Annotated in this window: 26 protein-coding genes and 2 riboswitches; of the genes, 6 read left to right on the top strand and 20 right to left on the bottom strand. The window is 71.8% G+C overall.

The genetic code is table 11. The features are described 5' to 3' along the window. Positions 1 to 3: 3 nt before the first annotated feature. The 6 genes from gatC to ACQY0Z_RS21755 form a co-directional block, all read right to left on the bottom strand. Entirely contained in the window at positions 4 to 300 is a 297-nt protein-coding gene (gene gatC / locus ACQY0Z_RS21780; protein ID WP_006130840.1) for an Asp-tRNA(Asn)/Glu-tRNA(Gln) amidotransferase subunit GatC, read from the bottom strand. Between the two features lie 158 nt (positions 301 to 458). Then, on the bottom strand, positions 459 to 2,711 hold the full coding sequence (locus ACQY0Z_RS21775; RefSeq protein ID WP_189904515.1) for a putative bifunctional diguanylate cyclase/phosphodiesterase: 2,253 nt from the start codon (positions 2,709 to 2,711) through the stop codon (positions 459 to 461). A gap of 260 nt (positions 2,712 to 2,971) precedes the next feature. Beyond that, complete coding sequence (gene ligA / locus ACQY0Z_RS21770; RefSeq protein ID WP_439812691.1) at positions 2,972 to 5,167, bottom strand: NAD-dependent DNA ligase LigA; 2,196 nt, start codon at positions 5,165 to 5,167, stop codon at positions 2,972 to 2,974. A gap of 14 nt (positions 5,168 to 5,181) precedes the next feature. Then, on the bottom strand, positions 5,182 to 6,183 hold the full coding sequence (locus tag ACQY0Z_RS21765) for a methionine synthase (RefSeq protein WP_439812690.1): 1,002 nt from the start codon (positions 6,181 to 6,183) through the stop codon (positions 5,182 to 5,184). A gap of 161 nt (positions 6,184 to 6,344) precedes the next feature. Further along, a complete protein-coding gene (locus ACQY0Z_RS21760; protein ID WP_439812689.1) occupies positions 6,345 to 7,034 on the bottom strand; it encodes an SDR family oxidoreductase in 690 nt (229 codons plus the stop codon). A 27-nt stretch (positions 7,035 to 7,061) separates the two neighbouring features. Further along, complete coding sequence (locus tag ACQY0Z_RS21755) at positions 7,062 to 7,601, bottom strand: TIGR00730 family Rossman fold protein (protein ID WP_189904508.1); 540 nt, start codon at positions 7,599 to 7,601, stop codon at positions 7,062 to 7,064. 77 nt (positions 7,602 to 7,678) lie between these two features. Between ACQY0Z_RS21755 and ACQY0Z_RS21750 the strand changes: the two genes are divergently transcribed. Then, positions 7,679 to 8,002: a DUF427 domain-containing protein gene (locus tag ACQY0Z_RS21750; protein WP_189904506.1), complete on the top strand. Its 324-nt coding sequence runs from the start codon at positions 7,679 to 7,681 to the stop codon at positions 8,000 to 8,002. Positions 8,003 to 8,083: 81 nt separating this feature from the next. Continuing rightward, positions 8,084 to 8,863 (top strand): alpha/beta fold hydrolase, encoded by a 780-nt coding sequence (locus ACQY0Z_RS21745; RefSeq protein ID WP_381731033.1) that lies wholly within the window; start codon positions 8,084 to 8,086, stop codon positions 8,861 to 8,863. Between the two features lie 46 nt (positions 8,864 to 8,909). On the opposite strand, the gene mnmA is transcribed toward ACQY0Z_RS21745, so the two are convergent. Continuing rightward, entirely contained in the window at positions 8,910 to 10,040 is a 1,131-nt protein-coding gene (mnmA, locus tag ACQY0Z_RS21740) for a tRNA 2-thiouridine(34) synthase MnmA (RefSeq protein ID WP_347226449.1), read from the bottom strand. A 60-nt stretch (positions 10,041 to 10,100) separates the two neighbouring features. Here mnmA and ACQY0Z_RS21735 point away from each other — a divergent pair, with 60 nt between their 5' ends. Beyond that, entirely contained in the window at positions 10,101 to 10,823 is a 723-nt protein-coding gene (locus ACQY0Z_RS21735; RefSeq protein WP_189904500.1) for an N-acetylmuramoyl-L-alanine amidase, read from the top strand. Between the two features lie 22 nt (positions 10,824 to 10,845). On the opposite strand, the gene ACQY0Z_RS21730 is transcribed toward ACQY0Z_RS21735, so the two are convergent. The 3 genes from ACQY0Z_RS21730 to ACQY0Z_RS21720 form a co-directional block, all read right to left on the bottom strand. Then, positions 10,846 to 12,015 carry a cysteine desulfurase family protein gene (locus ACQY0Z_RS21730; RefSeq protein ID WP_189904498.1) on the bottom strand — a complete coding sequence of 390 codons (1,170 nt, stop codon included), beginning with the start codon at positions 12,013 to 12,015 and terminating at the stop codon, positions 10,846 to 10,848. 93 nt (positions 12,016 to 12,108) lie between these two features. Further along, positions 12,109 to 12,375: a DUF4190 domain-containing protein gene (locus tag ACQY0Z_RS21725; protein ID WP_189904496.1), complete on the bottom strand. Its 267-nt coding sequence runs from the start codon at positions 12,373 to 12,375 to the stop codon at positions 12,109 to 12,111. 58 nt (positions 12,376 to 12,433) lie between these two features. Continuing rightward, a complete protein-coding gene (locus tag ACQY0Z_RS21720; RefSeq protein WP_189904494.1) occupies positions 12,434 to 12,601 on the bottom strand; it encodes a hypothetical protein in 168 nt (55 codons plus the stop codon). A gap of 110 nt (positions 12,602 to 12,711) precedes the next feature. Here ACQY0Z_RS21720 and ACQY0Z_RS21715 point away from each other — a divergent pair, with 110 nt between their 5' ends. After that, the gene (locus ACQY0Z_RS21715) at positions 12,712 to 13,362 is read left to right on the top strand and encodes a TetR family transcriptional regulator (RefSeq protein ID WP_189904492.1); all 651 of its coding nucleotides are present in this window, start codon (positions 12,712 to 12,714) and stop codon (positions 13,360 to 13,362) included. Positions 13,363 to 13,435: 73 nt separating this feature from the next. On the opposite strand, the gene ACQY0Z_RS21710 is transcribed toward ACQY0Z_RS21715, so the two are convergent. The 10 genes from ACQY0Z_RS21710 to ACQY0Z_RS21665 form a co-directional block, all read right to left on the bottom strand. Further along, on the bottom strand, positions 13,436 to 14,296 hold the full coding sequence (locus ACQY0Z_RS21710) for a thioesterase family protein (protein ID WP_381727937.1): 861 nt from the start codon (positions 14,294 to 14,296) through the stop codon (positions 13,436 to 13,438). Between the two features lie 42 nt (positions 14,297 to 14,338). Next, positions 14,339 to 14,998 carry a TRIC cation channel family protein gene (locus ACQY0Z_RS21705; RefSeq protein WP_189904488.1) on the bottom strand — a complete coding sequence of 220 codons (660 nt, stop codon included), beginning with the start codon at positions 14,996 to 14,998 and terminating at the stop codon, positions 14,339 to 14,341. Positions 14,999 to 15,067: 69 nt separating this feature from the next. Continuing rightward, positions 15,068 to 16,453 (bottom strand): oligopeptide/dipeptide ABC transporter ATP-binding protein, encoded by a 1,386-nt coding sequence (locus ACQY0Z_RS21700; RefSeq protein WP_439812688.1) that lies wholly within the window; start codon positions 16,451 to 16,453, stop codon positions 15,068 to 15,070. Beyond that, positions 16,450 to 17,451, bottom strand: coding sequence for an ABC transporter ATP-binding protein (locus tag ACQY0Z_RS21695; protein WP_189904484.1), 1,002 nt, complete (start codon positions 17,449 to 17,451; stop codon positions 16,450 to 16,452). Before ACQY0Z_RS21695 ends, ACQY0Z_RS21700 begins: the two co-directional genes overlap by 4 nt. 6 nt (positions 17,452 to 17,457) lie before the next feature. Then, positions 17,458 to 18,417 (bottom strand): ABC transporter permease, encoded by a 960-nt coding sequence (locus tag ACQY0Z_RS21690; protein WP_189904482.1) that lies wholly within the window; start codon positions 18,415 to 18,417, stop codon positions 17,458 to 17,460. Between the two features lies 1 nt (position 18,418). Next, positions 18,419 to 19,423: an ABC transporter permease gene (locus ACQY0Z_RS21685; protein WP_189904480.1), complete on the bottom strand. Its 1,005-nt coding sequence runs from the start codon at positions 19,421 to 19,423 to the stop codon at positions 18,419 to 18,421. Positions 19,424 to 19,530: 107 nt separating this feature from the next. After that, positions 19,531 to 21,201 (bottom strand): ABC transporter substrate-binding protein, encoded by a 1,671-nt coding sequence (locus tag ACQY0Z_RS21680; protein ID WP_189904478.1) that lies wholly within the window; start codon positions 21,199 to 21,201, stop codon positions 19,531 to 19,533. 434 nt (positions 21,202 to 21,635) lie between these two features. Beyond that, positions 21,636 to 22,418, bottom strand: a complete 783-nt coding sequence (locus ACQY0Z_RS21675; protein ID WP_347226448.1) for an enhanced serine sensitivity protein SseB C-terminal domain-containing protein — start codon at positions 22,416 to 22,418, stop codon at positions 21,636 to 21,638. A gap of 96 nt (positions 22,419 to 22,514) precedes the next feature. After that, on the bottom strand, positions 22,515 to 23,291 hold the full coding sequence (locus ACQY0Z_RS21670; RefSeq protein WP_439812687.1) for an enhanced serine sensitivity protein SseB: 777 nt from the start codon (positions 23,289 to 23,291) through the stop codon (positions 22,515 to 22,517). Between the two features lie 430 nt (positions 23,292 to 23,721). Beyond that, the gene (locus ACQY0Z_RS21665; RefSeq protein WP_347226446.1) at positions 23,722 to 24,390 is read right to left on the bottom strand and encodes an AAA family ATPase; all 669 of its coding nucleotides are present in this window, start codon (positions 24,388 to 24,390) and stop codon (positions 23,722 to 23,724) included. Between the two features lie 222 nt (positions 24,391 to 24,612). Further along, positions 24,613 to 24,712: riboswitch (glycine riboswitch) on the top strand. After that, positions 24,713 to 24,836: riboswitch (glycine riboswitch) on the top strand. A 34-nt stretch (positions 24,837 to 24,870) separates the two neighbouring features. Between ACQY0Z_RS21665 and gcvT the strand changes: the two genes are divergently transcribed. Both gcvT and gcvH read left to right on the top strand, forming a co-directional pair. Then, positions 24,871 to 25,989, top strand: coding sequence for a glycine cleavage system aminomethyltransferase GcvT (gcvT, locus tag ACQY0Z_RS21660; protein ID WP_189904472.1), 1,119 nt, complete (start codon positions 24,871 to 24,873; stop codon positions 25,987 to 25,989). A 123-nt stretch (positions 25,990 to 26,112) separates the two neighbouring features. Further along, positions 26,113 to 26,490: a glycine cleavage system protein GcvH gene (gene gcvH / locus ACQY0Z_RS21655; RefSeq protein WP_254586515.1), complete on the top strand. Its 378-nt coding sequence runs from the start codon at positions 26,113 to 26,115 to the stop codon at positions 26,488 to 26,490. Positions 26,491 to 26,504: the final 14 nt, after the last annotated feature.

The raw sequence follows: 26,504 nt of genomic DNA, 5'->3' as shown, positions 1-26,504 counted from the left end.
GGTTTACTCCTCCCCCAGGATCTGCGGCACCTTGAAACGCTGCTGCTCCTGGGCCGGGGCGCCGGAGAGCGCCTGCTCGGGGGTGAGCGAGGGACGGACCTCGTCCGCGCGCATGACGTTCGTCAGCGGGAGCGGGTGGGAGGTCGGCGGTACGTCTTGGTCGGCGACCTCGCTGACGCGGGCGACCGCGCCGATGATGTCGTCGAGCTGGCCCGCGAAGTGGTCGAGCTCTTCGGGCTTCAGCTCCAGACGCGCCAGCCGGGCGAGGTGGGCGACCTCCTCGCGCGTGATGCCAGGCATGCAGCGATCCTCTGGGGTGAGTGTGTGTGGTTTGGGACCAATCCTATGGGGCGGGCGCCCCTGCCCGTGAAACCCGTCGCCCCGCAAGGGGCGCGGGGAACTGCGCGACCGGCCAGGCGGACCCGCACCCGAGGCACGGCGCGTGTCCCGTACGGAGGTCAGTCCTCCGCCGTACCCGTGGCCGCGGGCAACGCCGCGGCGGGCCGCTGCCACCCCCGGGACCCCCGCGCCAGCAGCCACGCCGTGGTTTCGTCCGGCGGCATCGCGGCGGCGACCAGCCACCCCTGCACCGCGTCGCACCGCAGGTCCCGCAGCCGCTCCCACGTCTCGTCGTCCTCGACGCCCTCGGCGACGACGAGCAGCCCCAGCGAGTGGGCCAGGTCGATCGTGCAGCGCACGATCTCCGCGTCCTCGGTGTCGACGGCCAGCCGGGCCACGAACGAGCGGTCGATCTTCAGCTCGCTCACCGGCAGCCGCCGCAGGTGCACCAGCGAGGAGTAGCCGGTGCCGAAGTCGTCGAGGGACATCTTCACGCCGTGCCCGGTGAGCGCGTTGAGGGTGTCGGCGGCCCGCGTGGGGTCCTCGAGCAGCACGTGCTCGGTGATCTCCAGCTGGAGCGCTCCCGCGGGCACCCCGTGCCGGGCCAGCCGGGCTGCGACGGAGCCGGCGAAGCCGGGGCTGTGGACGTCGCGCGGCGAGACGTTGACGGCGACGGGCACGAACAGGCCCTGGGAGCGCCACTCGGCGACCTGTCCGAGCGCGGTCTCCAGCACGTACTCGGTGAGCTGGGGCATCAGCCCCGACGACTCGGCTATGGCTATGAACTCGTCCGGGGGGACCCGCCCGCGCTCCGGGTGCACCCACCGCACCAGCGCCTCGAGGCCGGCGACCTGGCCGTCGAAGCGGACCTTCGGCTGGTAGTGCAGCTCCACCTCGTGCGCGTCGAGGGCGCGCCGCAGGTCGCCCAGCAGCCCGAGCCGGTCGGGGGTGTTGGAGTCCCGCTTGGACTCGTACGCCTCCACGCCCGTGCGGTCCCGCTTCGCCTGGTACATCGCCACGTCCGCGCGCCGCAGCAGCCCCTCGGCGTCGGAGGCGTGGTCCGGGAAGACGGCGACTCCCGCGCTCGCCTCCAGGACGAGGGTGAGCCCGTCGAGGTCGAGAGGGGAGCTGAGGGCCGCGACGAGTCCGCGGGCGGCGCGGGTCGCGGACGTGGTGGAGTCCGCCGCGGGCAGTAACACGGCGAACTCGTCGCCGCCCAGCCGCGCGGCCTCCGCCCCGCGCGGCAGGGCCGCTCTCAGCCGGTCGGCGATCTGCAGCAGCAGCCGGTCGCCGGCGAGATGGCCGAGGGTGTCGTTGACCGACCGGAAGCGGTCGAGGTCGATGAGCATGAGGGCGGCACGGGACCCGGCACGCTCGGCGTCGTCGAGCGCGGTCCAGATGCGCTCCTGGAGCCACTGCCGGTTGGGCAGTCCGGTCAGCGGGTCGCGCAGCTGCTCCTCGGCCCGCGCGCGGGCTATCCACAGGGTGGAGTCGAGGGCGATCAGCGGGATGGCGAACAGCGGCAGCAGCACGGGCTTGGCGTCGGCGACCACGCACACCAGCGGGGCGATGCCGAGCAGGGCGACCGCGACGAGCCCCTGGCGGACCAGGGCGGTGCGGGCGACGGTGGGCAGGCCCGAGCGCGGGGTGTGCAGGTACCACAGCAGGGTGCGGGTGACCGCGAGATAGGCGGCGGCGACGAGGACCACGCCGGGACCGGTGTAGAGGGTCCAGGTGTCGGGCGTGGACGGCGACTCGACGGACGGCACGGTGCCGAACGCGGCCAGGACGAGCGCTCCGGCGCCGATGCCGAGCAGGTCGACCGCGCCGTGCAGCACGCCCTGCCGCCAGCGGCCCCGGCGGGCTATGCCGACCAGCACGACGACGGTGAGGCTGACCATGCCGGCCGGGACCCAGCCGTAGAGCAGCAGCACGGCGAGGGTGAGGGCCGCGCCGGAGCCGGTGCCGCCCCACCAGCGGGAGCGCCCGAGCATCACGAGGTGGCCGACGATGATGCCGGTGAGCACGGCCAGCGACCAGCCGACCGTGCCGGACGGGAAGAGGGCGTGCCCGCCGGTGAAGGCGCGCAGGAAGCCGGCTCCGAGGACGAAGCCGGCCGCCGCGACGACCGCGGTGGGCAACGCGGGCCAGGACGGGTGCCGTTCGGTCTCCGTCGCGGGCTCCCCGATGCCGTGCCCGCCGGCCGGGCGTGCCGCGCCCGCGTCGCGTGCGTCCGCGGCGCACGACCCGGTGCGCCCCCGCGCGTCCGGTCGCTCCGCGGGCCGCCCGTCCTCACGGCCGCGCCGCCGGACGACCGCCAGGCGGCGCAGGCGCAGCCGTGAGCCCGGGGCGGCGCTCTCGGTCGGTTCCATTCCCGTCCCTCTCACAGCCGGCGGTGCCCACGCCACGCGGCCCGATGCCCGACATCCCTCGGCGGCTCCGCCGTGGAAAGCCCTTCCCCGGACCCGTCACGGGTACGGGGGTTGCCCCGACCGCAACTGGGCACGGCAGGCGCACATCTCAACAGTAGGCCGCGAAAGGCCTGTACGGGCACCGGTCGCCGACGGTTGCCCGAATGCGCCCCAGCCACCCGTATGCATCTGGTATGCGCCTATCGGGTGGGCTTCAACCGCTACTCCTCGGCCGAAAGGGCGGCTTCGGCCGCGGCGTCGGGTCCCCGCTCCAACAGCACCTGGAAACCGTCCTCGTTCAGAACCGGAACTTTCAACTGCACTGCTTTGTCATACTTCGACCCGGGGTTGTCGCCCACGACGACGAACGACGTCTTCTTGGAGACCGATCCGGTCACCTTGGCGCCCCGGTTCTGCAGGGCCTCTTTCGCGCCATCCCGGGTGAAGTTCTCCAGTGTCCCGGTCACCACGACCGTTAGTCCTTCGAGCGGACGCGGGCCCTCGTCCTCGCCCGAGCGCTCGTCCTCCATGCGGACTCCGGCCGCCTTCCACTTGCGGATGATCTCCCGGTGCCAGTCCACGGCGAACCATTCCTTGAGGGAGGCGGCGATGGTCGGGCCGACGCCCTCGGTGGCGGACAGCTCCTCCTCGGTGGCCTGCTCGATGCGGTCCATGGAGCGGAACTCGCGGGCCAGCGCCTCCGCCGCGACCGGTCCGACATGACGGATCGACAGGGCGGTGAGCACCCGGGCCAGCGGGCGGTCCTTGGCGGCCTCGATGTTCCTCAGCATCGCCAGGGCGTTCTTCTTCGGCTCGCCCTGCTGGTTGGCGAAGACGGTGACGACCTTCTCCTCGCCGGTCTTCGGGTCCCGCTTGGGCAGTCCGCTGTCCTGGTCGAGGACGTACGCCTTGATGGGGAGCAACTGCTCGACGGTGAGGTCGAACAGGTCGCCCTCGTCCTTCAGCGGCGGCTCCTCGGGCTCCAGCGGGCTGGTGAGGGCGGTGGCGGCGACGTACCCGAAGTGCTCGATGTCCAGCGCCTTGCGGCCGGCCAGGTAGAACAGCCGCTCGCGCAACTGGGCGGGGCAGGTGCGGGCGTTGGGGCAGCGCAGGTCGACGTCCCCCTCCTTCATCGGCCGGAGCGGCGTGCCGCACTCGGGGCACTCGGACGGCATCACGAACTCCCGCTCGCTGCCGTCCCGCAGGTCGGCCACCGGGCCGAGGATCTCCGGGATGACGTCGCCGGCCTTGCGCAGCACCACCGTGTCGCCGATCAGGACGCCCTTGGCCTTCACCACGTCCTGGTTGTGCAGCGTGGCGAACTCGACCTCCGAGCCGGCCACGGTCACCGGCTCGACCTGCGCGTACGGCGTGACACGGCCGGTGCGGCCGACGCCCACGCGGATGTTCACCAGCTTGGTGTTGACCTCCTCCGGCGCGTACTTGTACGCGATGGCCCAGCGCGGGGCGCGCGAGGTGGTGCCGAGGCGGCCCTGGAGGGGGATCTCGTCGAGCTTGACGACGACGCCGTCGATCTCGTGCTCCACGGAGTGGCGGTTCTCGCCGTAGTAGGCGATGAACTCCCGCACGCCCTCCAGGTCGTCGACCACCCGGTTGTGCGGGGAGGTCGGCAGGCCCCACTCCTTCAGCAGTTCGTAGGCCTGGGAGAGCCGGGTCAGGCCCTTGTAGCCCTCGAGCACGCCGATGCCGTGCACCACCATGTGCAGCGGGCGTGAGGCGGTGACCCGCGGGTCCTTCTGGCGCAGCGAACCGGCCGCCGCGTTGCGCGGGTTGGCGAACGGCTTCTCGCCGGCCTCCACCAGGCGGGCGTTGAGCTCCTGGAACTTCTCCATCGGGAAGTAGACCTCGCCGCGGACCTCCACGACGTCGGGCACCTTGTCGCCCTTGAGGCGGTCCGGGATCTCGGCGATGGTGCGGACGTTGGGCGTGATGTCCTCACCGGTGCGGCCGTCGCCGCGGGTCGCCGCGCGGACCAGCCGGCCGCGCTCGTAGGTGAGGTTGACCGCCAGGCCGTCGATCTTCAGCTCGCACAGGAAGTGGTAGGTCTGGTCGCCCAGTTCGCGGTGGATGCGGTCGGCCCAGGCGGCGAGGTCCTCGTCGTTGAACGTGTTGTCCAGGGACAGCATCCGGGAGCGGTGCTCGACGGAGGTGAACTCCGTCTCGTAGGACCCGGCGACCTTCTGGGTCGGCGACTCCGGCGTGCGCAGCTCCGGGTAGCGCTCCTCCAGCTGCTCCAGCTCACGCAGCAGGCGGTCGAACTCCGCGTCGCTGATGACGGGCGCGTCCTTCACGTAGTACCGGAAGCGGTGCTCCTCGATCTGCTCGGCGAGCGTGGCGTGCTTCTCCCGCGCTTCCGCGGGCACGCTCGTCGTCTCCGCTTGCTTGTCGCCGGCCACCGTGTGTCCTCCCGTTACTCAGGGTTGTCCGCGAGGGATCTCGCCGCCCGGACGCAGTGGGCGTACGCCGATCGCGCGTACCCCGGGGATGCCCCCGCGAGTCCGCACGCCGGGGTGATCGTGACCGCCTCCGGGAGAAGTCCCGGCCGCAGCCCCAGCCTGCGCCAGAGCGTCCTGACACCCATGACGCTACCGGCAGGGTCCGACAATGGGGCGTCCGTGCCCGGCACGACACCGGCGAAGAGCCGGGTGCCGTCCTCGACGGCTTCTCCGATCGCCTCGTCGTCACGCTCGGTGAGGAGGGAGAAATCGAACGAGATGCCCGCCACGCCCGCCCGGCGCAGCAGGGCGAACGGGACGTCCGGGGCGCACGAGTGGACCACGACCGGCCCGCCGTCGTGCACGCCGACCACGTCGCGCAGGGTGCCCTCGACGACCTGACGGTCGACGGCGCGGTGGGTGCGGTAGCCGCTGGCGGTCTTCACCTGACCGCGCAGGACGGCGGTGAGGGACGGTTCGTCGAGCTGGAGGACGAGCCGCGCGCCGGGGACGCGGCGGCGCACCTCGTCGAGGTGCAGGCGCAGGCCCTCGGCGAGGGAGGCGGCGAGGTCGCGGCAGGCGCCGGGGTCGGAGAGGGCGGCCTCCCCGTTCTTCAGCTCCAGGGACGCGGCGAGGGTCCAGGGGCCGACCGCCTGGACCTTGAGGAGCCCTTCGTAGCCCTGTGCGAACTCCTCCAGCGCGTCCAGGTCCTCGCGGAGCCAGGAGCGGGCGCGGCGGGTGTCCCGGCCCGGCCGGTCGCCGATCCGCCAGCCGCTGGGCTCCACGCGCGCGTAGAGCTCGACGAGGAGGCCCGCGGTGCGGCCGATCATGTCGGCGCCGGGGCCTCGGGCGGGGAGTTCGGGGAGGTGGGGGAAGTCCTCGAAGCTGCCTGTTGCCGCCTTGGCGGCTTCTCTGGCGTCTGTGCCGGGGAGGGAGCCGATGCCCGTGGCGGGGGCGAAGCGAAGGGTGTCGTTCACACGGGAAGCGTACGCAGTGCGGGGCGGGGGGTTTTCGCCCCCGCCGCCCCTTCCCGCCCCGTCCCCGGGGGGCTGCGCCCCCCCCGGACCCCCCTTCGGCCCTGGCGGGTCTCGTCCTCAAGCGCCGGACGGGCTGGAGGGTGCCGGTCGGGCTGTAAGAATCAGGCGCCCGGGCGGACCGTCAGGTCGTTCACTTCCGCGTCCCTCGGGAGGTCCAGGGACATGAGGATCGTCGTCGCCACCGATTCCGGGTCGATCCACTTCTGCGGGTCGTAGTCCTTGCCCTCCTGCTGGTGGACCTTCTCCTGCATGGGGCTCGCCGTGCGGCCGGGGTAGACCGAGGTGACGCGGACGCCGTTGGCGTGCTCCTCGTGGCGGAGGGAGTCGGCGAGGGCCTTCAGGCCGTGCTTGGAGGCCGCGTAGGCGGACCAGTCGGCGTGGGCGGCGAGGCCGGCGCCGGAGTTGACGAAGATCACGTGGCCTCGGCTCGCGCGGAGCTGGGGCAGGAAGTGGCGGGTCAGTTCGGCGGGGGCGACGAGGTTGACGTTGAGCTGGTGGCGCCAGCTCTTCGGGGTGAGGTCGCCGACGGGGCCGAGGTCGACGACGCCGGCGATGTGCAGCAGCGAGTCGACCCGGTCGGGCAGCGACTGGTGGGAGAACGCCCAGCTGAGCCGGTCGGGGTCGGCCAGGTCGCCGACCAGGGTGCGGGCACCGGGGAACTCGGCGGCCAGCTCCTTCGCGCGGCCGGCGTCGCGCGCGTGGAGCACGAGGTCGTCCCCGCGCGCGTGCAGGCGGCGCGCGACGGCCGCGCCGATGCCGGAGCCGGCTCCGGTGATCACATGTGTAGCCATGACCGCCATGCTCGCATCACCGCGCGGTCAGGCGACGCCCAGGCTCTCCTCAAGGTAGGCCAGCGCGCCCACCGGCTCCTCGGCGAAGAAGACCAGCTCGGCCAGCGGGCGGGGCAGGAAGCCCTCGTCCTCCATGCGGCGGAACTGCTCCTTCAGGCCGTCGTAGAAGCCCGCGGTGTTGAGCAGCACCACCGGCTTGTCGGTGTGGCCGTGCTTCTTCAGCTCCAGGATCTCGGTCGCCTCGTCGAGGGTGCCGGTGCCGCCGACCATGATCACGACGGCGTCGGCCTTCTCGAGGAGCAGCCTCTTGCGCTCGGCGAGGTCCTTGGCGATCACCATCTCGTCGACCCCGTCGCGGGCCGTCGCGGCGAGGAACTCCACCGAGACGCCCAGGAGCCGGCCGCCCGCCTCCTCCGCCCCGTCCGCGACGACCTTCATCAGGCCTACGTCCGAGCCGCCCCAGACCAGGGTGTGCCCGCCCTTGCCGAGCAGGCGCGCGAACTCCCGCGCGGGGCGTGTGTAGCGGTCGTCGAGGTCGGCGGCGGAGAGGAAGACACAGATGTTCACGGGCGTCAGCCTACGCCCGGGAAGAAGGCGGCTCCGAGGGACGCTGTAGGGGTGGACCGAACGACGAGGAGGACGCCGTGACCACAGGCCATCGGATCACCGTCGAGCCCGGCGGCCGGCGCGTGCGCGTGGTGCGCGACGGACGCGTGCTGGCGGAGAGCGACCGGGCGCTGGTGCTGCACGAGACGGGCTGCCCCGCGCGCTGGTACATCCCGCCGGAGGACGTGCGGCTCGATCTGCTGACGCCGTCGGCGACGCACACGTACTGCCCCTTCAAGGGGACCGCGTCCTACTGGTCGCTTCCGGACGCCCCCGACCTGGTGTGGTCGTACCCAAACCCGAAGCCGGCGGTGGCGCCGATCAAGGACCACCTGTGCTTCTACGACACGGAAGTGGACTGACCGGGGCGCACGGAGTGTGATCGGCGGACGCGCCGCCCGCCTCACCGACGATTTCCGCACCGTGCGGCAGTCTGGTGAGACATGGACCAGAACATCTCCTCGCGCGACGGCACCTCCCTCGCCTACGAGAGCGCCGGCCGCGGCGCCACGATCGTCCTCGTCAGCGGCGCGATGTCGACGGGCGCCACGGTGGCGCCGCTGGCCGCCCCGCTCTCCGAACGGTTCCGGGTGGTGGTCTACGACCGCCGGGGCCGCGGCGCGAGCGGTGACACACCGCCGTACACGGTGGAGCGGGAGGTGGAGGACCTCGCGGCGCTGATCGAGGCGACGGGCGGCGAGGCGGGGCTGTACGGGGTCTCCTCGGGCGGCGCGCTGGCCCTGCGGGCGGCGGCGAGCGGGCTGCCGGTGCGCCGGGTCGCGGTGTACGAGACGCCGTACGCGATGTCGGAGGAGCATCTGGCGGAGCGCGCCCGGTACACGGAACGTCTGACGGCGGCCCTGGAGGAGGGGCGGCGGGGCGACGCGGTGGAGCTCTTCCTCCAGCTCACCGGGCTGGACGACGGGGTGATCCGGAGCGCGCGGCAGTCGCCGATGTGGGCGGGCATGGAGGCGCTGGCGCCCAGTCTGGCGTACGACGACGCCGTGATGGGCGACGGGAGCGTGCCGCGGGAGATGCTGGCGAGGATCGAGGTGCCGGTGCTGTCCATCGCGGGCGACGCGAGCCCGGTCTGGATGCGTCAGGCGGCCAAGACGATCGCGGAGTCGGTCCCCCGGGGCACGTACCGCACCCTCGAGGGACAGACCCACATGGCCGAACCGGACGTCCTGGCACCGGTGCTGGCGGAGTTCTTCTCGCGGTGATCCCGCAGGTTCCGGGGATCCCGGGGACCGGCCTGGGCGGGGCCGGTCAGGCCACGTCCGCCGTCGCCCGCTCCGTGGAGGCGATGGTCGCCGAGCCCACCACGCGCGTGCCGTCGTAGAGGACGACCGCCTGGCCGGGGGCGACGCCGCGGACCGGCTCGGCGAAGCGCACGCGCAGCTCCTCGCCGACGAGTTCGGCGGTCACCGGCGTCTCGTCGCCGTGGGCGCGGAGCTGGGCCGTGTACGTGCCGGGACCGGTCGGGGCGGAGCCGCACCAGCGGGGGCGGATCGCGGTGAGGGCGCCGACGTCGAGGGAGGCGGCGGGGCCGACGGTGACGGTGTTGTCCACCGGGGAGATGTCGAGGACGTAGCGCGGCTTGCCGTCGGGGGCGGGGGTGCCGATGCGCAGGCCCTTGCGCTGGCCGATGGTGAAGCCGTACGCGCCCTCGTGCGTGCCGATCTTGGCGCCGGTCTCGTCGACGATGTCGCCCTCGGCCTTGCCGAGCCGCCTGGCGAGGAAGCCCTGGGTGTCGCCGTCGGCGATGAAGCAGATGTCGTGCGAGTCGGGCTTCTTGGCGACGGCGAGTCCGCGGCGCTCCGCCTCCGCGCGGATCTCCTCCTTGGTGGTGACCGTGTCGCCGAGCGGGAACATGGCGTGGGCGAGCTGGCGGTCGTCGAGCACGCCGAGGACGTAGCTCTGGTCCTTGGCCATGTCGGAGGCGCGGTGCAGCTCGCGGGTGCCGTCCTCGCGGAGGATCACCTTCGCGTAGTGGCCGGTGCAGACGGCGTCGAAGCCGAGCGCGAGCGCCTTGTCGAGCAGCGCGGCGAACTTGATCTTCTCGTTGCAGCGCAGGCACGGGTTGGGGGTGCGGCCGGCCTCGTACTCGGAGACGAAGTCCTCGACGACGTCCTCGCGGAAGCGGTCGGCGAGGTCCCACACGTAGAACGGGATGCCGATGACGTCGGCGGCGCGGCGGGCGTCGCGGGAGTCCTCGATGGTGCAGCAGCCCCGCGCGCCCGTGCGGAAGGATTGAGGGTTCGCGGAGAGCGCGAGGTGGACGCCGGTCACGTCGTGACCCGCTTCGGCGGCGCGGGCGGCGGCGACGGCGGAGTCGACGCCTCCGGACATGGCGGCCAGGACGCGGAGGGGGCGGGTGCGCTGCGGGGTGTCAGTCATAGCCCCTCCAGGGTACGGGGGCGCGGGAACCACGGCCGCCGGATATGCGTTCACGATCACATGGGGGCCAAGGGAGCATCCGAGGACGGGGACCGGCGGATCGGGCGGCGCGCGCTGATCGTGGGCGGGCTGGCGGCAGCGGCGGGCACGGCGGCGCTGGCGCGCGACGAGCTGGCGCGGCTGTGGTGGCGGCTGCCCGGGATCGACAAGCCGCGCAAGCCGGGCGAGGTCGACTTCGCGGGCGCCCGCTGGGTGGCGGCCTCCGACGCCAACTGGCGGGGCGCGGACCGGCCGGACGACTTCCACGTCGACATGGTGGTCGTGCATGTCACGCAGGGCAGCCTGGACAGCGCGGTGAAGGCGTTCCAGAACCCGGGCCACAAGGCGGCGGCGCACTACATCGTCGGCAAGGACGGCCGGATCACGCAGATGATCCGCGAGCTGGACGTGGCCTACCACGCGGGCAACCGGGACTACAACGAGCGCAGCATCGGCATCGAGCACGAGGGCTTCGTGGACCGCCCGGAGGACTTCACGGACGAGATGTACGCGGCCTCGGCCCGCCTGACGGCCCGGATATGCGCCCGCTACGGCATACCGGTGGACCGGAAGCACATCATCGGCCACGTCGAGGTCCCGGGCACGGACCACACGGACCCGGGCCCCCACTGGGACTGGGACCGCTATCTGAAGCTGGTCCGCCGCGCGGGCACGGCCGTGACGGAGGAGAAACGATCGGCCGCCCCGGCGGGGGGTTCGGGGAGCCCCACGCCGGGTTCCTAGGCGCCCGGGACCCGCGCGCCTCTCAGCTCAGGCCCGCCGCCCGGGCTCGTTCCACCGCCGGGCCGATGGCCTTGGCGAGGGCCTCCACGTCGGCGTCCGTCGACGTGTGCCCGAGGGAGAAGCGGAGGGTGCCTCGGGCGAGGTCGGGGTCGGTGCCGGTGGCGAGGAGGACGTGGCTGGGCTGGGCGACGCCGGCGGTGCAGGCGGAGCCGGTGGAGCACTCGATGCCCTGGGCGTCGAGGAGGAGCAGCAGGGAGTCGCCCTCGCAGCCGGGGAACGTGAAGTGGGCGTTGGCCGGGAGGCGGCCGCCGGGGGCGGGGTCGCCGCCCAGGATGGCATCGGGGACGGCTTCGAGGACCGCGGCGACCAGGTCGTCGCGGAGGCGTCCGATCTCCAGGGCGAACCGCTCCCGCTCCTCGGCGGCGATCCGTCCGGCGACGGCGAAGGAGGCGATCGCCGGCACGTCCAGGGTGCCGGAGCGGACGTGCCGCTCCTGGCCACCGCCGTGCAGCACGGGCACCGGGGTGTGCTCGCGGCCCAGGACCAGGGCGCCGATGCCGTACGGGCCGCCGATCTTGTGCCCGGAGACGGTCATCGCGGCGAGCCCGGACGCGGCGAAGTCCACCGGGACCTGGCCGAAGGCCTGGACCGCGTCGGAGTGCAGGGGGATGCCGAACTCGGCGGCGACGGCGGCGAGTTCCGCGACCGGCAGGATCGTCCCGATCTCGTTGTTGGCCCACATCACGGTGGCGAGGGCGACGTCGTCGGGGTTGCGGGCTACGGCCTCGCGCAGGGTGTCGGGGTGGACCCGGCCGTGCGCGTCGACGGGGAGGTACTCGACGGTGGCGCCCTCGTGCGTGGCGAGCCAGTCGACGGCGTCGAGGACGGCGTGGTGTTCGACGGGGCTGGCGAGGACCCGGGTGCGGGCCGGGTCGGCGTCGCGTCGGGACCAGTACAGGCCCTTCACGGCGAGGTTGTCGGCCTCCGTGCCGCCGGAGGTGAAGACGATCTCGCTGGGGCGGGCGCCGAGGGCTTCGGCGAGGGTCTCGCGGGCCTCCTCGACGGTGCGCCGGGCGCGGCGGCCGGCCGCGTGCAGGGAGGAGGCGTTGCCGGTGACGCCCAGGTGCGCGGTGAGCGCCTCGACCGCCTCGGGCAGCATCGGGGTGGTCGCGGCGTGGTCGAGGTAAGCCATGGTGGGGCCGATTCTACGGGGTCCGGTGCATGACCCACGGATTCCGGTCGCCGGGAGGTGCCCCCCGTACGGCGGGTGCGGCGGTCCCGCCCGTCAGAAGCTCCAGGAGACCGTGCCGTCCGCCTGCATGAACGCGGCGAGGACGACGAGGTCGGCGATGCCGAGACCCAGGCCGAGGAGGGCGCGGCCGCGGCGGGCGGTGCCGCGCAGCAGGGCGACGGACGCCAGCACGATGGCGCTGGGGCCGAGGAAGACGTTGAGGACGAGCAGGCCGAGCAGGCCCAGGACGAACGACGCGACGGCCATGCCGTCGGTGTCGCGGATCCCGGTGCGGCGGCCGGCCGGTGCGGTGAGCTGCATGGTGATCGACTCCTGCGGTCGGAAGGCGGTCGGTGGGCGGTCGGTCGGGCCGTGCGGGTCAGTGCGCCGAGGTGCCGCGGTCGCGGCCGCGGAGCTCGCGCAGGGCGAAGACGCCCAGCCAGACGGCGATGACGGCGCCGGCGGCGACGGAGAAGGTGAGCGGCGCGTGCGCGACGGCGCCGAGGACGACGCCCATCAGCAGCAGCGCGGCGACGAGGAACAGCATGTGGATCCCCCAAGTTGGGTGAACGATTGTAGTAACACTTGTTCACTGACTTCCCAGTCTAGCGCCGCTCTCACTTTTCAATGTGGGAGAACAGTTGTTAACTGCATGGCATGAGTCACACGTCCGGCATCCGGCAGGCCCAGAAGCAGAAGACCCGGCAGGCGCTCCTCGACGCGGCGCTCGAACTGCTGGAGGGCCAGAGCCTGAGCAGTCTGGGCCTGCGTGAGGTCACGCGTGCCGTCGGGATCGCCCCGACCGCGTTCTACCGGCATTTCCGGTCGGTCGAGGACCTGGGCGTGGCGCTGGTCGAGGAGGCGCTGGGCAGCCTGCACCCGATGATCCGGACCACGGTGACCCCGGCGGGCGAGGGCGAGGAACGCATCGCGCGCGCCATCGAGCTGATCGCCCGTCATGTGGACGCGTACCCGGCCCATGTGAGGTTCATCGCCCGGGAGCGGCACGGCGGGGTGCGTCCGGTCCGTGAGGCGATACAGGAGCAGTTGGCCCGGTTCACGGCGGAGGTCGGGGAGGCGCTGGCCGGGGACGCGGAGTCGGCGGGCTGGAGCGAGGAGGACCTGCTGATGCTGGCCCAGCTCTACGTGGACCAGATGCTGATCACTGCCTCGCTCTTCCTGGAGGCGCCGGCGAGTTCGCCCGAGGAGCGGGAGCGGGTGTCGAAGGTGGCGGCGCGTCAGCTGCGGCTGATCCATGTGGGGCGGCAGCACTGGCTCGACGGGACGGACACGGCCGGAGGACGGTGACACGACGAAGGGGCGGTACGGGGTCGCAGGTGACCCCGTACCGCCCCTTCACCGGCAGTTCGGCGCCGGTGGTTCAGCTCAGCCGCACACGCGCCAGCTGGCGGGACTGCGCGACAAGACGGTCTGCGCTGTCCCAGACCTCGGCGTCCTCCTCGAGGAAGCCGCCCGCGAGGTTGCGGGTGGTGATCGACACGCGCAGCGGACCCGGCGCCGGGCGGCAGCGCACGTGGACGGTCAGCTCGACCGTGGGCACCCAGCCGGTGAGGCCCATCTCGAAGGCGGTCGGCGGCAGCGCGTCCACCGCGAGCAGCAGCGCGAGCGGGTCGGGGTCCCGGCCGTCGGCGAGACCGAACCAGGCGCGCATCTCACCCTTGCCGGACGGCTTTCCGAGGGCCCAGCCGAGGGTCGAGGGGTCGAGCTTCAGCATCAGCCGGCCGGCGATCTCGGAGCTTCCGTCGACCGGGGCGGGTCCGTCCTCGGGGCCGAAGCACTGGTCCATCGGCGGCAGCGCGGGCGGTACGGCCGTCGTGCGGACGTCGTCGGGGAGGGCGTCCAGGTCGCCGTAGGAGGCGAGGACGCGGATGCGCTCGACCTCGTCGCCCTGCTCGTCGAGCTGGAAGAGGGACGCCTGGCCGGTGGAGAGGGTGCGTCCGGCGCGGACGGTCTCGGTGCGGACGACCGCCGGGCCGGGCTGGGAGGCCGTCAGGTAGTGCGCGGTGACCGAGAACGGGTCGGAGTGCGGCAGCGCGTCCGCGAGCGCGCGGCCCAGAACGGCCAGCAGATATCCGCCGTTGACGGCGTTGATGATCGTCCAGCCGGCGGAGAGGTCGATGTCGTAGACACCGGGTTCCCGCGCGGTGAGCGCGGTGTCGCGGTCGAACTCACTGTCACCGATGACGGCCCTGGTGGCCTGGGCGGAGGCTGCTTCTGGCATGGATGAACAGTACAAGAAGATAATACTAAGCGGTAGCTTTGCTCACTCCCCCTCCGTGACCGTCGAACGGCGGTGCCAGGCGCGGGGCGCACGCCAGTGGTAGCGCATCGCCAGCAGCCGCAGCACGAAGGTGGTGACGGCGGCGGTGGTGCTGGTGACCGGGTTCAGCGCGTCGAAGCGCAGGCAGAGGGCGACCATGGCGGCGCCGACGATCGCGGGCACCGCGTACAGGTCGCGGTCCCAGCGCAGCAGCGACGGCACCTCGTTGGCGAGCACGTCCCGCAGCACACCGCCGCCGACCGCCGTGGCCAGGCCCAGGCAGGCGGACGCGGTGAGGCCGAGCCCGTAGTCGTACGCCTTGGTCGTGCCGACGACGCAGAAGAGGCCGAGGCCCGCCGCGTCGAAGACGTTGACCGCGGACTGGATGCGCTCGACGTGCGGGTGCAGGAAGAAGACGAGGACGGTGGCCAGCAGCGGGGTGACGAAGTACCCCAGATCCGTGAAGGCGGCGGGCGGGACGGCGCCGATGATCAGGTCGCGGAAGAGACCGCCGCCGAGGGCGGTGATCTCGGACAGCACGGCGATCCCGAACACGTCGAAGTTTTTCCGGACGGCCAGCAGACCGCCGGAGATGGCGAACACGAAGATGCCGATCAGATCGAGCGTGTGCAGGACGGACGGGCTGAACAGTTGCTGAAGCACTTGCACATTGTGGCGTAGAAAGATGCCCCCGCCTTGCAAAGTAAGGCGGGGGCATCTTTCGGGTGTCGATCAGACAGCCTTCTCGGGCTCCTCGGAAGCCTCGGGCGCGTCGGAGGCCTCGGCCTCGGCGGGCGCGTCGTCGGCCTCGGCGGGCTTCTCCGCCCGCGCCGGCTTCCCGGCCTCGACGGACTTCTCGCCCTCCGCGGCCTCGGCAGCCTTCTCGGCCTCGGCAGGCTTCTCGGCCCCCTCCGCCTTCGCAGGCTTCTCCGCCTTCTCCGCCTTCACAGGCTTCTCCGCCTGCGCGGACTTCTCGGCCTCGGCAGGCTTCTCCGTCTTCGCAGGCTTCTCCGCCTTCGAGATCTTCTCCGCCTGGGCGGGAATCTTCGCCGGGGTGTCGGTCTCCGGGTTGTCGTCGACGCCCTCGCGGGTCGCCGAGACCACCTCGCCCTTGGTCAACGTGAGCTTCCCGGACGCGATGTCCTCCGCGTAGTGGCACGCCACCCGGTGGCCGCCGCCGACGTCCCGCAGCTGGGGACGCTCGGTCGCGCAGCGCTCGGCCTGGGCCCACGGGCAGCGGGTGTGGAACCGGCAGCCGGTCGGCGGGTTGGCCGGCGAGGGCAGGTCACCGGTGAGCAGGATCCGCTCGCGCTTGTCCTCCACCTCCGGGTCCGGCACCGGCACGGCCGACATCAGGGCCTTGGTGTACGGGTGCTTCGGCTCGGCGTAGAGCGCGTCGCTCGGCGCCTCCTCGACCAGCGAGCCCAGGTACATCACACCGATCGTGTCGGAGATGTGCCGGACCACCGCGAGGTCGTGCGCGATCACCACGTAGGTCAGGCCGAGTTCCTCCTGCAGCTCCTCCAGCAGGTTGATGACCTGGGCCTGGACCGACACGTCGAGCGCGGAGACCGGCTCGTCGCAGATGATCACGTCCGGTTCGAGGACGAGGGCGCGGGCGATGCCGATGCGCTGCCGCTGGCCGCCGGAGAACTCGTGCGGGTAGCGGGCGAGCGCGTTGGAGGGCAGGCCGACCTTGTCGAGGATGGCCTTGATCTTCTCGCGCCGCTCCTCCTGGTCCTTGCCGATGCCGTGGGCGATCATGCCCTCGGACAGGATCGACTCGATGTTCTGCCGCGGGTTGAGCGAGCCCAGCGGGTCCTGGAAGACCATCTGGAGCCGGCGCCGGAAGCGGCGCATCTCCTCGCCGGGCAGCTTCGCCAGGTCGGTGCCGTCGAGGACGACGGAGCCCTCGGTGATGTCCACCAGCCGCAGCACGGACCGCCCGAGGGTGGTCTTGCCGCAGCCGGACTCGCCGACCAGACCGTAGGTCTCGCCGGCCTCCACCTTCAGGGAGACCCCGTCCACGGCGTACACGTGGCCGACCGTCCGGTCGAACAGGAGGCCCTTCTTGATGGGGAAGTGGACCTTGACGCCGTCCAGTTCGAGCAGGCTCATGCGGGGACCTCCTCGGCCTTCGCGTCGTCGAGTACGGGGTTGACGCACCGCACCTGGTGACCGGCCGCGCGGGGCTCGCCGAGCTCCGGGGTGCCGGTCAGGCAGCCCATCTCGTACCGGTCGCAGCGGGGCGCGAAGGCGCAGCCGTCGGCCCAGGCGATGCGGTCGTTGATCGAGCCGCGGATGGGGTTGAGCGGCTCGCCCCGTGGCGCGTCGAGCCGCGGGATGGAGCCCAGCAGTCCGTGCGCGTACGGGTGGGTGGGGTGGGCGAACAGCTCGCGGCGCCCGGCGGACTCCACGACCTTGCCCGCGTAGAGGACGTTGACCTGGTCGCAGAGGCCGGCGACCACGCCGAGGTCGTGGGTGATCATCAGCAGGGCGGTGCCCTCCTGGTCCACGAGCTCCTTGAGCAGCTCCAGGATCTGCGCCTGGATCGTCACGTCGAGCGCCGTGGTGGGCTCGTCGGCGATGAGCAGACGCGGGGCGCAGGCCACCGCCATGGCGATCAGAGCGCGCTGGCGCATGCCGCCGGACAGCTGGTGCGGGTACTCCTTGAGCCGCCGGGTGGGGTCGGGGATGCCGACCCGGTCCAGCAGGTGCGCGGCCTCCTTGCGGGCGGCCTCGCCCTTCATCCCGCGGTGGCGCTCCAGGATCTCGGTGACCTGCACGCCGATCGGGACGACCGGGTTCAGCGAGGACAGCGGGTCCTGGAAGATCATCGCCATCTCGCTGCCGCGCAGGTCGCGGCGGGCGGACGGGCTCATCGTGAACAGGTCCGTGCCGTCGAACTCGGCACGGCCGCCGATGGTGAGACCCTTCGCGGGCAGCAGGCCCATCAGGGCCAGGGAGGTGACGGACTTGCCGCAGCCGGACTCGCCGACCAGGCCCACGACCTGGCCCTGGTCGACCTCGAAGGAGATGCCGTCGACCGCCCGGGACTCCTTGCGGCCGCGGCCGCCGAAGGTGACGGTCAGTTCGTCGACAGTGAGCAGAGACATGGTGGTTCAGCCCCTCAGCTTCGGGTCGAGGGCTTCCCGCATGGCCTCGCCGAGGAGGGTGAAGCCGAGGGCGGTGATGATGATGCCGACGGCGGGGTAGACCGCCATCGCGGGGGCGTAGCTGAAGAAGCGCTGCGCCTGGGCGAGCATGACGCCCCACTCGGGGATCGCCGGGTCGGGGTTGCCGAGGCCCAGGTAGGACAGGGCGGCGGCCTCGATGATCGCGGTGGCCAGGGAGAGCGTGGCCTGCACGATCACCGGGCTCAGCGAGTTGGGCAGGATCTGCGAGAGCACGATGCGCCGCTTGCGCACGCCCAGGGACTGCGCCGCGAGGACGTAGTCCGCGTTGCCCTGCGCCAGCATCGAGCCGCGCAGCAGACGGGCGAACACCGGCACCTGGACCACACCCACCGCGATCATCACGGTGGTCAGCGACTGACCCATGACGGCGGCGATGGACACGGCCAGCAGCAGCGAGGGCAGCGCCAGCATCATGTCGATGAAACGCATGATGACGGAGTCGATACGCCGTCCGGTGTCGCCGCCGAGGGTGGCCGCGGCGCCGGAGACGATGCCGATCACGAAGCCGGCGACCAGGCCGATCAGCGTGGCGACGATACCGACGAGCAGGGTCTGCCGGGCGCCGACGAGCATCCGGGAGAACAGGTCGCGGCCGAGGTGGTCGAGGCCGAACCAGTTGCCGTCGCGGGCGCCGACGAACTTGCCCTGGTTGGGGAAGACCTCGCCGCGCCAGGTCTGCGCGCTCGGCGAGTACGGCGCCAGGAACGGGCCGACGACGGCGATGAGCACGAACAGGACGATGATGACGGCGCCGACGATCGCCATCTTGCTGGACTTCAGCCGGCGGAAGGCCTCCCGCCAGAGGCTGGCACCGGTGCTGGTCTCGCTGACGGCCGTCAGTTCCGCGAGACGCTGGATCTTCTCGGACTTGGTGGCGACAGCCATGTCAGTGCACCCGCACTCTCGGGTCGATGATGCTGTACGCCAGGTCCACCAGCAGGTTGATCAGGACGTACACCATCGCGATGAACATGATGAACCCGACGAGCACCGGGTAGTCACGGCCGTCGATCGACGTCTTGATGAAGTTGCCGATGCCGTTGAAGGAGAACACGGACTCGGTGAGGACGGCTCCGGAGAGCAGGGAGCCGGTGAGCAGACCGACCGACGTGATCACGGGCAGCAGGGCGTTGCGCAGCACGTGACGGCCGCGGACGACGCTGCGCTTGAGGCCCTTGGCCTGGGCGGTGCGCACGTAGTCCTCGTCCTGCACCTCGAGCACGCTGGCGCGGGTCATGCGCACGATGACCGCGAGCGGGATGGAGGCGAGGGTGACGGCAGGCAGGATCAGGTGGTGGATCGCGTTCCACGAGGCGTCGAACTCACCGGTGAGCACACCGTCAAGGACGGCGAAGCCGGTGACCTCGGTGGCGTTGATGCCGGTGTCGAGGCGTCCGTAGCTGGGGAAGAAGCCCAGCTTCACGGCGAGGACTTCCTTGAGGATCAGGCCCAGGAAGAAGACGGGGATGCAGATGCCCACGAGCGAGCCGGAGACGGCGCTGACGTCGAGCCAGCCGCCGCGCTTGCGGGCGGCGAGGTAACCGAGGGGGATGCCGATCGCCACGGCGATGAGCATGGCCAGCAGGGACAGCTCCACCGTCGCCGGGAACCGGAGGAAGAACTCGTCCGTGACGGGCTGACCGGTCTGGACGGAGGTTCCCAGGTCGCCTTCGAAGATGCGCTTGAGGAAGCGCCAGTACTGGACGTAAATGGGCTGGTCCAGCCCGAGCGCACGGTTGATGCGCGCCACTTCGGCCTCGGTGGCCCTCTCCCCCAGGATCGCTGAGGCGGGTCCACCGGGCAGCCGGTCGAGCCACAGGAAGAGCAGAACCGACAGGCCGAGCAGCGTGGGTATGAGCTGGAGCAGTCTTCGTACGACGAGACGCAGCACCCCGCTTGCCCCTTTCTTGCGTGTTGTCTTACATGAACGGACCCGCCCGGCCGCCGAGTTGCGACGGCCGGGCGGACCCCCCCGTTATCGATTTCCTGCCGGTGTGCCTACTTGAAGGAGGCCTCGGAGAAGACTTCCTGCGTCAGCGGCGAGACCTTCGGCGGGTTGACGTTCTTGCCGAAGGCGATGGCCGGCGGGGACGACGAGATCGGGACGCCGGGCAGGTAGTCCATGATGACCTCGTTGGCCTTCTCGTAGGCCGCGGTGCGCTCGTCGGCCTTGCCCATCTTCGAGCCGGCGTTCACCGCGTCGAAGACCTTCTTGTCCTTGAAGCCCCACTGCTTGTCGTACCCGGCGAACCAGGTGCCGATGAAGTTGTAGCCGTCGTTGAAGTCACCGGTCCAGCCGAGCATGTGCAGGGCGCAGGAGCCGGCCTCGGTGGCGTCCAGGTAGTCCGGGGCCCACTTCATGGCCTTCGGCTTGACCGTGATGCCGGACTTCTCGAGGTCGGCCTTCATCAGCTCGAACAGGTCCTGCGGGGCAGGCATGTACGGGCGGGTGACCTCGGTCGGGTAGCAGAACTCGATGGTCAGGTTCTGGGCGCCGGCCTTCTTCAGCAGCTGCTTGGCCTTGGCGGGGTCGTACGGGTACTTCGTGACGTTCTTGGAGTAGCCCGCGATCGTGTCCGGCATGAACTGGTCGGCCACCTTGCCGCCCTCGGGCAGCTGGGTCTTGACCAGGTTCTCCTTGTCGATCGACTGCGCGATCGCCTGGCGGACTTCCTTCTTCTTCAGGGCCGGGTTCGCCGACTGGCTCATGCCCACGTAGAAGAGGTTGAAGACGCCACGGGTCGGGACGACGTAGCCCTGGTCCTCGAGGGTCTTGACGTCGGCCGGGGCGACGAGGTCGTAGCCGTCGATGTCACCGGCCTGGAGCGCCTGGCGGCGGCCCTCCTCGGTGTCGATCGTGCGGAAGACCAGGTTCTTGATCTTGGCCTTCTCGCCCCAGTAGTCGTCGAAGCGCTCGAGGGTGACTTCCTTGTTGCCCTTGTTCCACTTGACGATCTTGTACGGGCCGGTGCCGGCGACCGTGCCGGCCTCCTGGCTGTACTTGGGGTACGTGATGGCGTCGCCCTTGGCGGTCGCCTCCTGCTTCTCGTACTCCTTGATCGCCTTCGGCGAGTGGATGGCGAGGGCGTTCAGCGAGAAGCCGCCGGGGAGGTTCGCGGAGGGCTGCTTGACCTCGATGACGGCGGTGTTCTCGTCCTTCGCGGTGCAGCTCTTGTAGTTCGCCTCGGGCGTCTCCGGGTCCTCGTTCTTCGCGAACCCGCCCATGATGGTCTGCCAGTAGTAGGAGACCGCGCTCGACTGGTAGGTGCCCTTCCAGTTGAACCAGTGGTCGTAGTTGGCGCAGACCGCGGCGGCGTTGAACGCCTCGCCGTCGTGGAACTTCACGCCCTTGCGGAGGTTGAAGGTCCAGACGGTGCCGGCGTCGTTGCTCGACCAGGTCTCGGCGAGGCCGCCGACCAGCTTGGTGCCGCCCGACTCGTGCTCGAGGAGGGCCTCGAACGCCTGGCGGGTCACGCGGAAGGTCTCACCGTCGCTCGCGAGGGCAGGGTCCAGGGATCCCGGGTCGCCCGCACCGGCGAACACGAAGGTGTCCTTCTTGCCGCCGCTCTCGTTGTCGCTGTCCCGCTCGCTGGCGCAGCCCGTGGCGATCAGGCCGACCGCGACCGCGGCCGTGATCGCCCGAGCGGCTCGGGTCTTGAATATGCGCATACTGGGGCCACTCCGGGTCCGCTATGTGGATGCATCTTGACCGGCCGAACACTACAGACGTTCGCAGTGAGTCAGGAACAGTCCGGATAGCGGTGATACCTACCTGAGATCTGAACAGTCGACATACGGGACTGTTCCGGCATCTTCGCGCGATGATTTAACACCCCGGACACGAATGACACCCCGGCAAGTGCCGTCCACGAGGCCCGGGATGGGCGTGAAGGCGCGGTGAAACCGCAGGTGACAGGGGGTCAGCGCGAGGTTGCTGATCGCAATCGACGGAATCTGACGGAATCCGAGCGGGGGACGGGTCGGGACAGGAGCCGCAGCGCCGCCCATTGTCCACATGCTGGACATGAGTGACGCTGCGTCACCATGCGTGAGGCCCCCGGCGGCGGGGCAGCCGCGCCGGGAGCCTCGGGAAGACGTACCGGTCAGAGGCGGTGCGCGGGCGGATAGCCGTAGCCCGCGGCGGGGGCCGGGGCGTGCGCCTCACGGTCGTAGAACGGACGCCCGTTGACGCGCAGCCACATCGCCACCGGGTCGTGCTCGTCGGACATGGCGACCGTGGAGACGGGCAGTCCGTCGGGCACGGCGGGCAGCGACTGCCGCATCATCTGCCGTACCGACTCCACGGCGGGCGGCGAGGTGTCGTACACGTCCAGGCCGATGGCGAGGTACGGCGCGCCCAGCGCGGGCTGCACCCAGGCGCGGCGCAGCGCGCGCACGGCCGGGGTGCGGTGGGCGTTCTGCGCGAGGAGGGCGTAGAACTGCGGGATCTCGATGGCCGGTTCGGACAGGCGCAGCGGACCGGCGGGCTGCTGGTCGAGTCCGCCGGCGATGCGGCGCAGGTCGAGCCAGGGGATGCCGACGCCGCCGCCGGGCGCGTGCGGGTTGAGCCAGAGGCCGTAGCGGTCCGGGTAGAGCGCGCGGGCCACCTCGAGCCCGTCGACCACCTCGTACGAACGGTTCCAGCCGCTGGCGGACAGCTCCTGGGCGGAGGTCACGCAGGGCGCGTAGCCGTGGCCGTCGACCTCCATGGTCCCGTACTGGGCGTCGGGCGAGCCGGCCTGGCCCTGCCAGAGCAGCATCCAGACCCTGCCGGACGAGGGGGTGGCGAGGGCGCGCAGCAAGGCCTCGTAGGCGTCGTAACGCCCGGGCGTCACCTGGCGCAGCATGTGCTCGACCTGTCCGGCCGCCGCGGTGCCAGCGCTCACTTGTATCGCCCCTCCGTACAACACCCTGCCGGCCAATGCCCCTAGCTTAAGCCGACGGTCTCCGGCGGTCTGCGGTCAGTGCGCGGAAGGTGCGCGTCAGGCGCGCTGGTAGAAGGGGCGGACCTTGGCGCGCAGCCAGTCGCCGACCGGGTCCTGGGCGACGTCGAGGACGACGAGGTTGACCGGCCAGCGGGCGGGGCTGCGGCCCAGCGCGCGGCCGAGGGCGTCCAGCGGCAGCGCGCGCGGGTCGCCCTCCCAGTGCAGCAGCTCCACGCCGACGAACAGCACGGGGTCGGCCGTCTCGATGGCGGCCAGGCAGCGGCGGGCCGTCGCCACCACCCCGATGGCGTCGAACTCCTGCGAGGCGGCGGCGAGGAAGTCCACCGGGTCGTCCTGCCAGTCCGGTTCGAACAGCCGGACGCGGCCGCCGCCCGCCGGGCCCTCCAGCGGGGAGCGTCCGGCGCGGCACAGCTCGGCCACCGCGGGCGGCGGCAGCGGGACGGCGACCGTGCCGCCCGGGTTGACCACGATGCCGGCCTGCGGGGGCAGTCCGCGGGCGAACTCCACGGCGGGCGCCATGGTGCAGCCCATGTGGGAGCCGACGACCTGGCGGAACTGCTCCTCGGAGCTGAAGACCGGCACGTAGGCCTGGCCGTCCAGTTCCATGGTGGGCAGGTCGAGGGGGCCGCTGTGCGGGCCGCCGCCCTTGGGCAGGGGTACCCAGAGGAAGCTGCGGCCGAGGACCTCGACGATGCGGGCTCCCGCCGAGGGGACGCCGAGGGAGGCGGAGAGCGCCTCCTCCAGTTCGTTGCCGGGCCACCCGCCGTGCGGGTGGAAGTGCGTCCGGTCCGGGATGTCCGCCGGGAAGTCCATCTGTCGCCCACCGTCTGCCTGATGCCACTGCTTGCCGGAAAGGCTAGCCGGTCAGCGGCGGCGGCGGCCCCGCGCGGGGCCGCCGCCGGCCGGTCATCCGGTTCCACCGCCCCGGCACAGGGCGCACGCCGACCCGACAACCGGTACGCCGCCCCGGCACAGGGCGTGCCGATCGGTCAACCGGTGAAGCCGACCCCGCACAGGGCGCACACCGACCCGACAACCGGTACGCCGCCCCGGCACAGGCGCGCGCCGACCCGACAACCGGTGTCGCCCATCCGGCACCGAACACACGCCGACCGGTCAACCGGTGAAGGCCGACCTGGCACAGGGCGTGCCGACCGGTCGACCGGTGAAGCCGACCCCGCACAGGGCGTGCACCGACCCGACAGCCGGTGAAGCCGGCCCGGCCAGGGCGTGCGCCGACCCGTCAACCGGTGAAGCCGATGCGGCGCAGCGTGTTCGCGGCGTCCCGGTCGACGAGTACCGCCGAGGCGCAGCCCTCCGGGACCCGGCCGGACTCCACCGCGTCCAGCAGCCGGGCGCACGCGGTGCGGTGGCGGCGGAAGGCGTAGCGCGAGACGCCCCGGCCCCGCTCCAACTGCCCGGCCAGGGCCTCCTCCGGCGGGACGTCGAGGAGCAGCAGGTGCAGCGCGGCCCCGCGGCGGCGGGCCTCGCGGGCCAGCCAGCGCCGTACCCAGGTCTGGGTGCCGCAGTCGTGCACGACGACCGGCCGGCCGGAGCGCAGCACACGGCGCAGTCCCGCGTAGTGGGCGAGCCGGACCAGCGGCCGGTAGACCGCGTACGGCAGCAGGCGGGGCATGCGGCTGTCCCAGCGGTCGCGGGCGTCCTGGGAGTCGACGCGGTCGTCGTGCACCGCGCGCCGCATCAGCGTGGACTTGCCGCTGCCGGGCAGGCCGGTGACGACGACGAGGTCGCGGGGGCCGAAGAGCAGGGCGCGCGGACTGCGTCCCGCGCGGGCGCGCAGGTCCTGGACGAGGGGGGCGGGCGCCGCGTCGCGGGCGCCGTCGGCCCGGTGCGCGTGCTGCCGCGGCAGCGCGACGCCTGTGGTGCCGGCGTACGCCGTGGGCCTGTTCACCGTGGTCGTCCTCCCCTGGGGCCGGATATGGAGGTCCGATCCCCGCCGCGTGTAAAGAGAAGGTAATGCCAGGTCGCTCTCGGTTGCGTACTCATTCCGACACAGGCCTGTCACAGCTCCCTGTGACCGAGCCTGCACGAGCCGTGCACCCCCGGCAAGGCCCCCCTGCCGGTGTCCCACGATGCGTGCAATGATGAGCGCGCCAACTGCATACCGGCCGTTTGAATCCGCGCGGGAGAGTCCCCGGCACCTGTGCCGCCGGGGCGCCGAAGGAGCAAGTCCCTCCCTTGAATCTCTCAGGCACCGTTACCGCGCGGGCGAGGCACATCTGAAAAGCGGGCCGCCGTCGCAGTGCTCCGGCGACCCCACCCAAGGTGCAAGTCCTGACCTCCGTGACACGGGTGGTCATGGCGAACCTCTCAGGTTCCGATGACAGATGGGGAGGAACGACCTCGCCGTCATGCCTTGGGAGACCGACCGATGAGCAGTACCGACCCCCGCCGCACCGCGCTCGATGCCCTGCATCGGTCGCTCGGCGCGACGATGACCGACTTCGCCGGCTGGGACATGCCCCTTCGCTACGGCTCCGAGCGCGACGAGCACAACGCCGTGCGCACGAAGGCCGGCCTCTTCGACCTCTCGCACATGGGTGAGATCACGGTCACCGGCCCGCAGGCCGCCGCCCTCCTCGACCACGCGCTGGTGGGCAACATCTCGGGCGTGAAGCCGGGCCGCGCCCGCTACACGATGATCTGCCGTGAGGACGGCGGCATCCTGGACGACCTGATCGTCTACCGCCTGGGCGAGACCGAGTACATGGTCGTGGCCAACGCCTCCAACGCCCAGGTGGTGCTGGACGCGCTGACCGAGCGGGCCGCGGGCTTCGACGCCGAGGTGCGCGACGACCGCGACGCCTACGCGCTGCTGGCCGTGCAGGGCCCCGAGTCCCCGGCGATCCTGAAGAGCCTGACCGACGCCGACCTGGACGGCCTGAAGTACTACGCCGGCCTGCCGGGCACCGTGGCCGGGGTCCCCGCGCTGATCGCCCGCACCGGCTACACCGGCGAGGACGGCTTCGAGCTGTTCGTGAAGCCGGAGCACGCCGTGGAGCTGTGGCAGGCGCTGACCAAGGCGGGCGAGGGCCACGGCCTGGTCCCGTGCGGTCTGTCCTGCCGGGACACGCTCCGCCTGGAGGCGGGCATGCCGCTGTACGGCAACGAGCTGAGCACCTCCCTCACGCCCTTCGACGCCGGTCTGGGCCGGGTGGTGAAGTTCGAGAAGGAGGGCGACTTCGTGGGCCGCGCCGCCCTCGCCGAGGCCGCCGGGCACGCCGAGAAGAACCCGCCGCGCGTCCTGGTCGGCCTGGTCGCCCACGGCCGCCGGGTGCCGCGCGCCGGGTACGCCGTGGTCGCCGGCGGCGAGAAGATCGGCGAGGTCACCTCCGGCGCCCCCTCCCCCACCCTGGGGAAGCCGATCGCCATGGCCTACGTCGACGCCGCCCACGCGGAGCCGGGCACCGAGGGCGTCGGTGTGGACATCCGCGGCAGCCACGAGCCGTACGACGTCGTGGCGCTGCCGTTCTACAAGCGGCAGAAGTGACACCGTCGTAGCCGGCCCCCGGGCGGCTTCCGCGCGTCCGCGGCACGGGGTTCCCACCCGTCCGGCCGCTTCGCGTGCCCTCCCCGTCATCAGCAGTTTCCCGCGTACAGGAGAATTCAGGCCATGAGCAACCCCCAGCAGCTGCGCTACAGCAAGGAGCACGAGTGGCTGTCGGCCGCCGAGGACGGCGTGTCGACGGTCGGCATCACGGAGCACGCGGCCAACGCGCTCGGCGACGTGGTCTTCGTCCAGCTCCCCGAGGTCGGTGACACGGTGACCGCGGGCGAGACCTGCGGCGAGCTGGAGTCCACCAAGTCCGTCAGCGACCTGTACTCCCCCGTCTCCGGCGAGGTCACCGAGGTCAACGAGGACGTGGTGAACGACCCGGCGCTGGTGAACTCGGCCCCCTTCGAGGGCGGCTGGCTGTTCAAGGTGCGGGTCACCGACGAGCCGGCCGACCTGCTGTCCGCCGCCGAGTACGACGCGTTCGTCGCGGGCTGAGGAGCCAGAGCCGT

The sequence above is a fragment of the Streptomyces sp. P9-2 genome (assembly GCF_051903975.1).
Classification (GTDB): Bacteria; Actinomycetota; Actinomycetes; order Streptomycetales; family Streptomycetaceae; genus Streptomyces; species Streptomyces cellulosae.
This window is presented reverse-complemented; position numbering and strand designations above follow the sequence as displayed.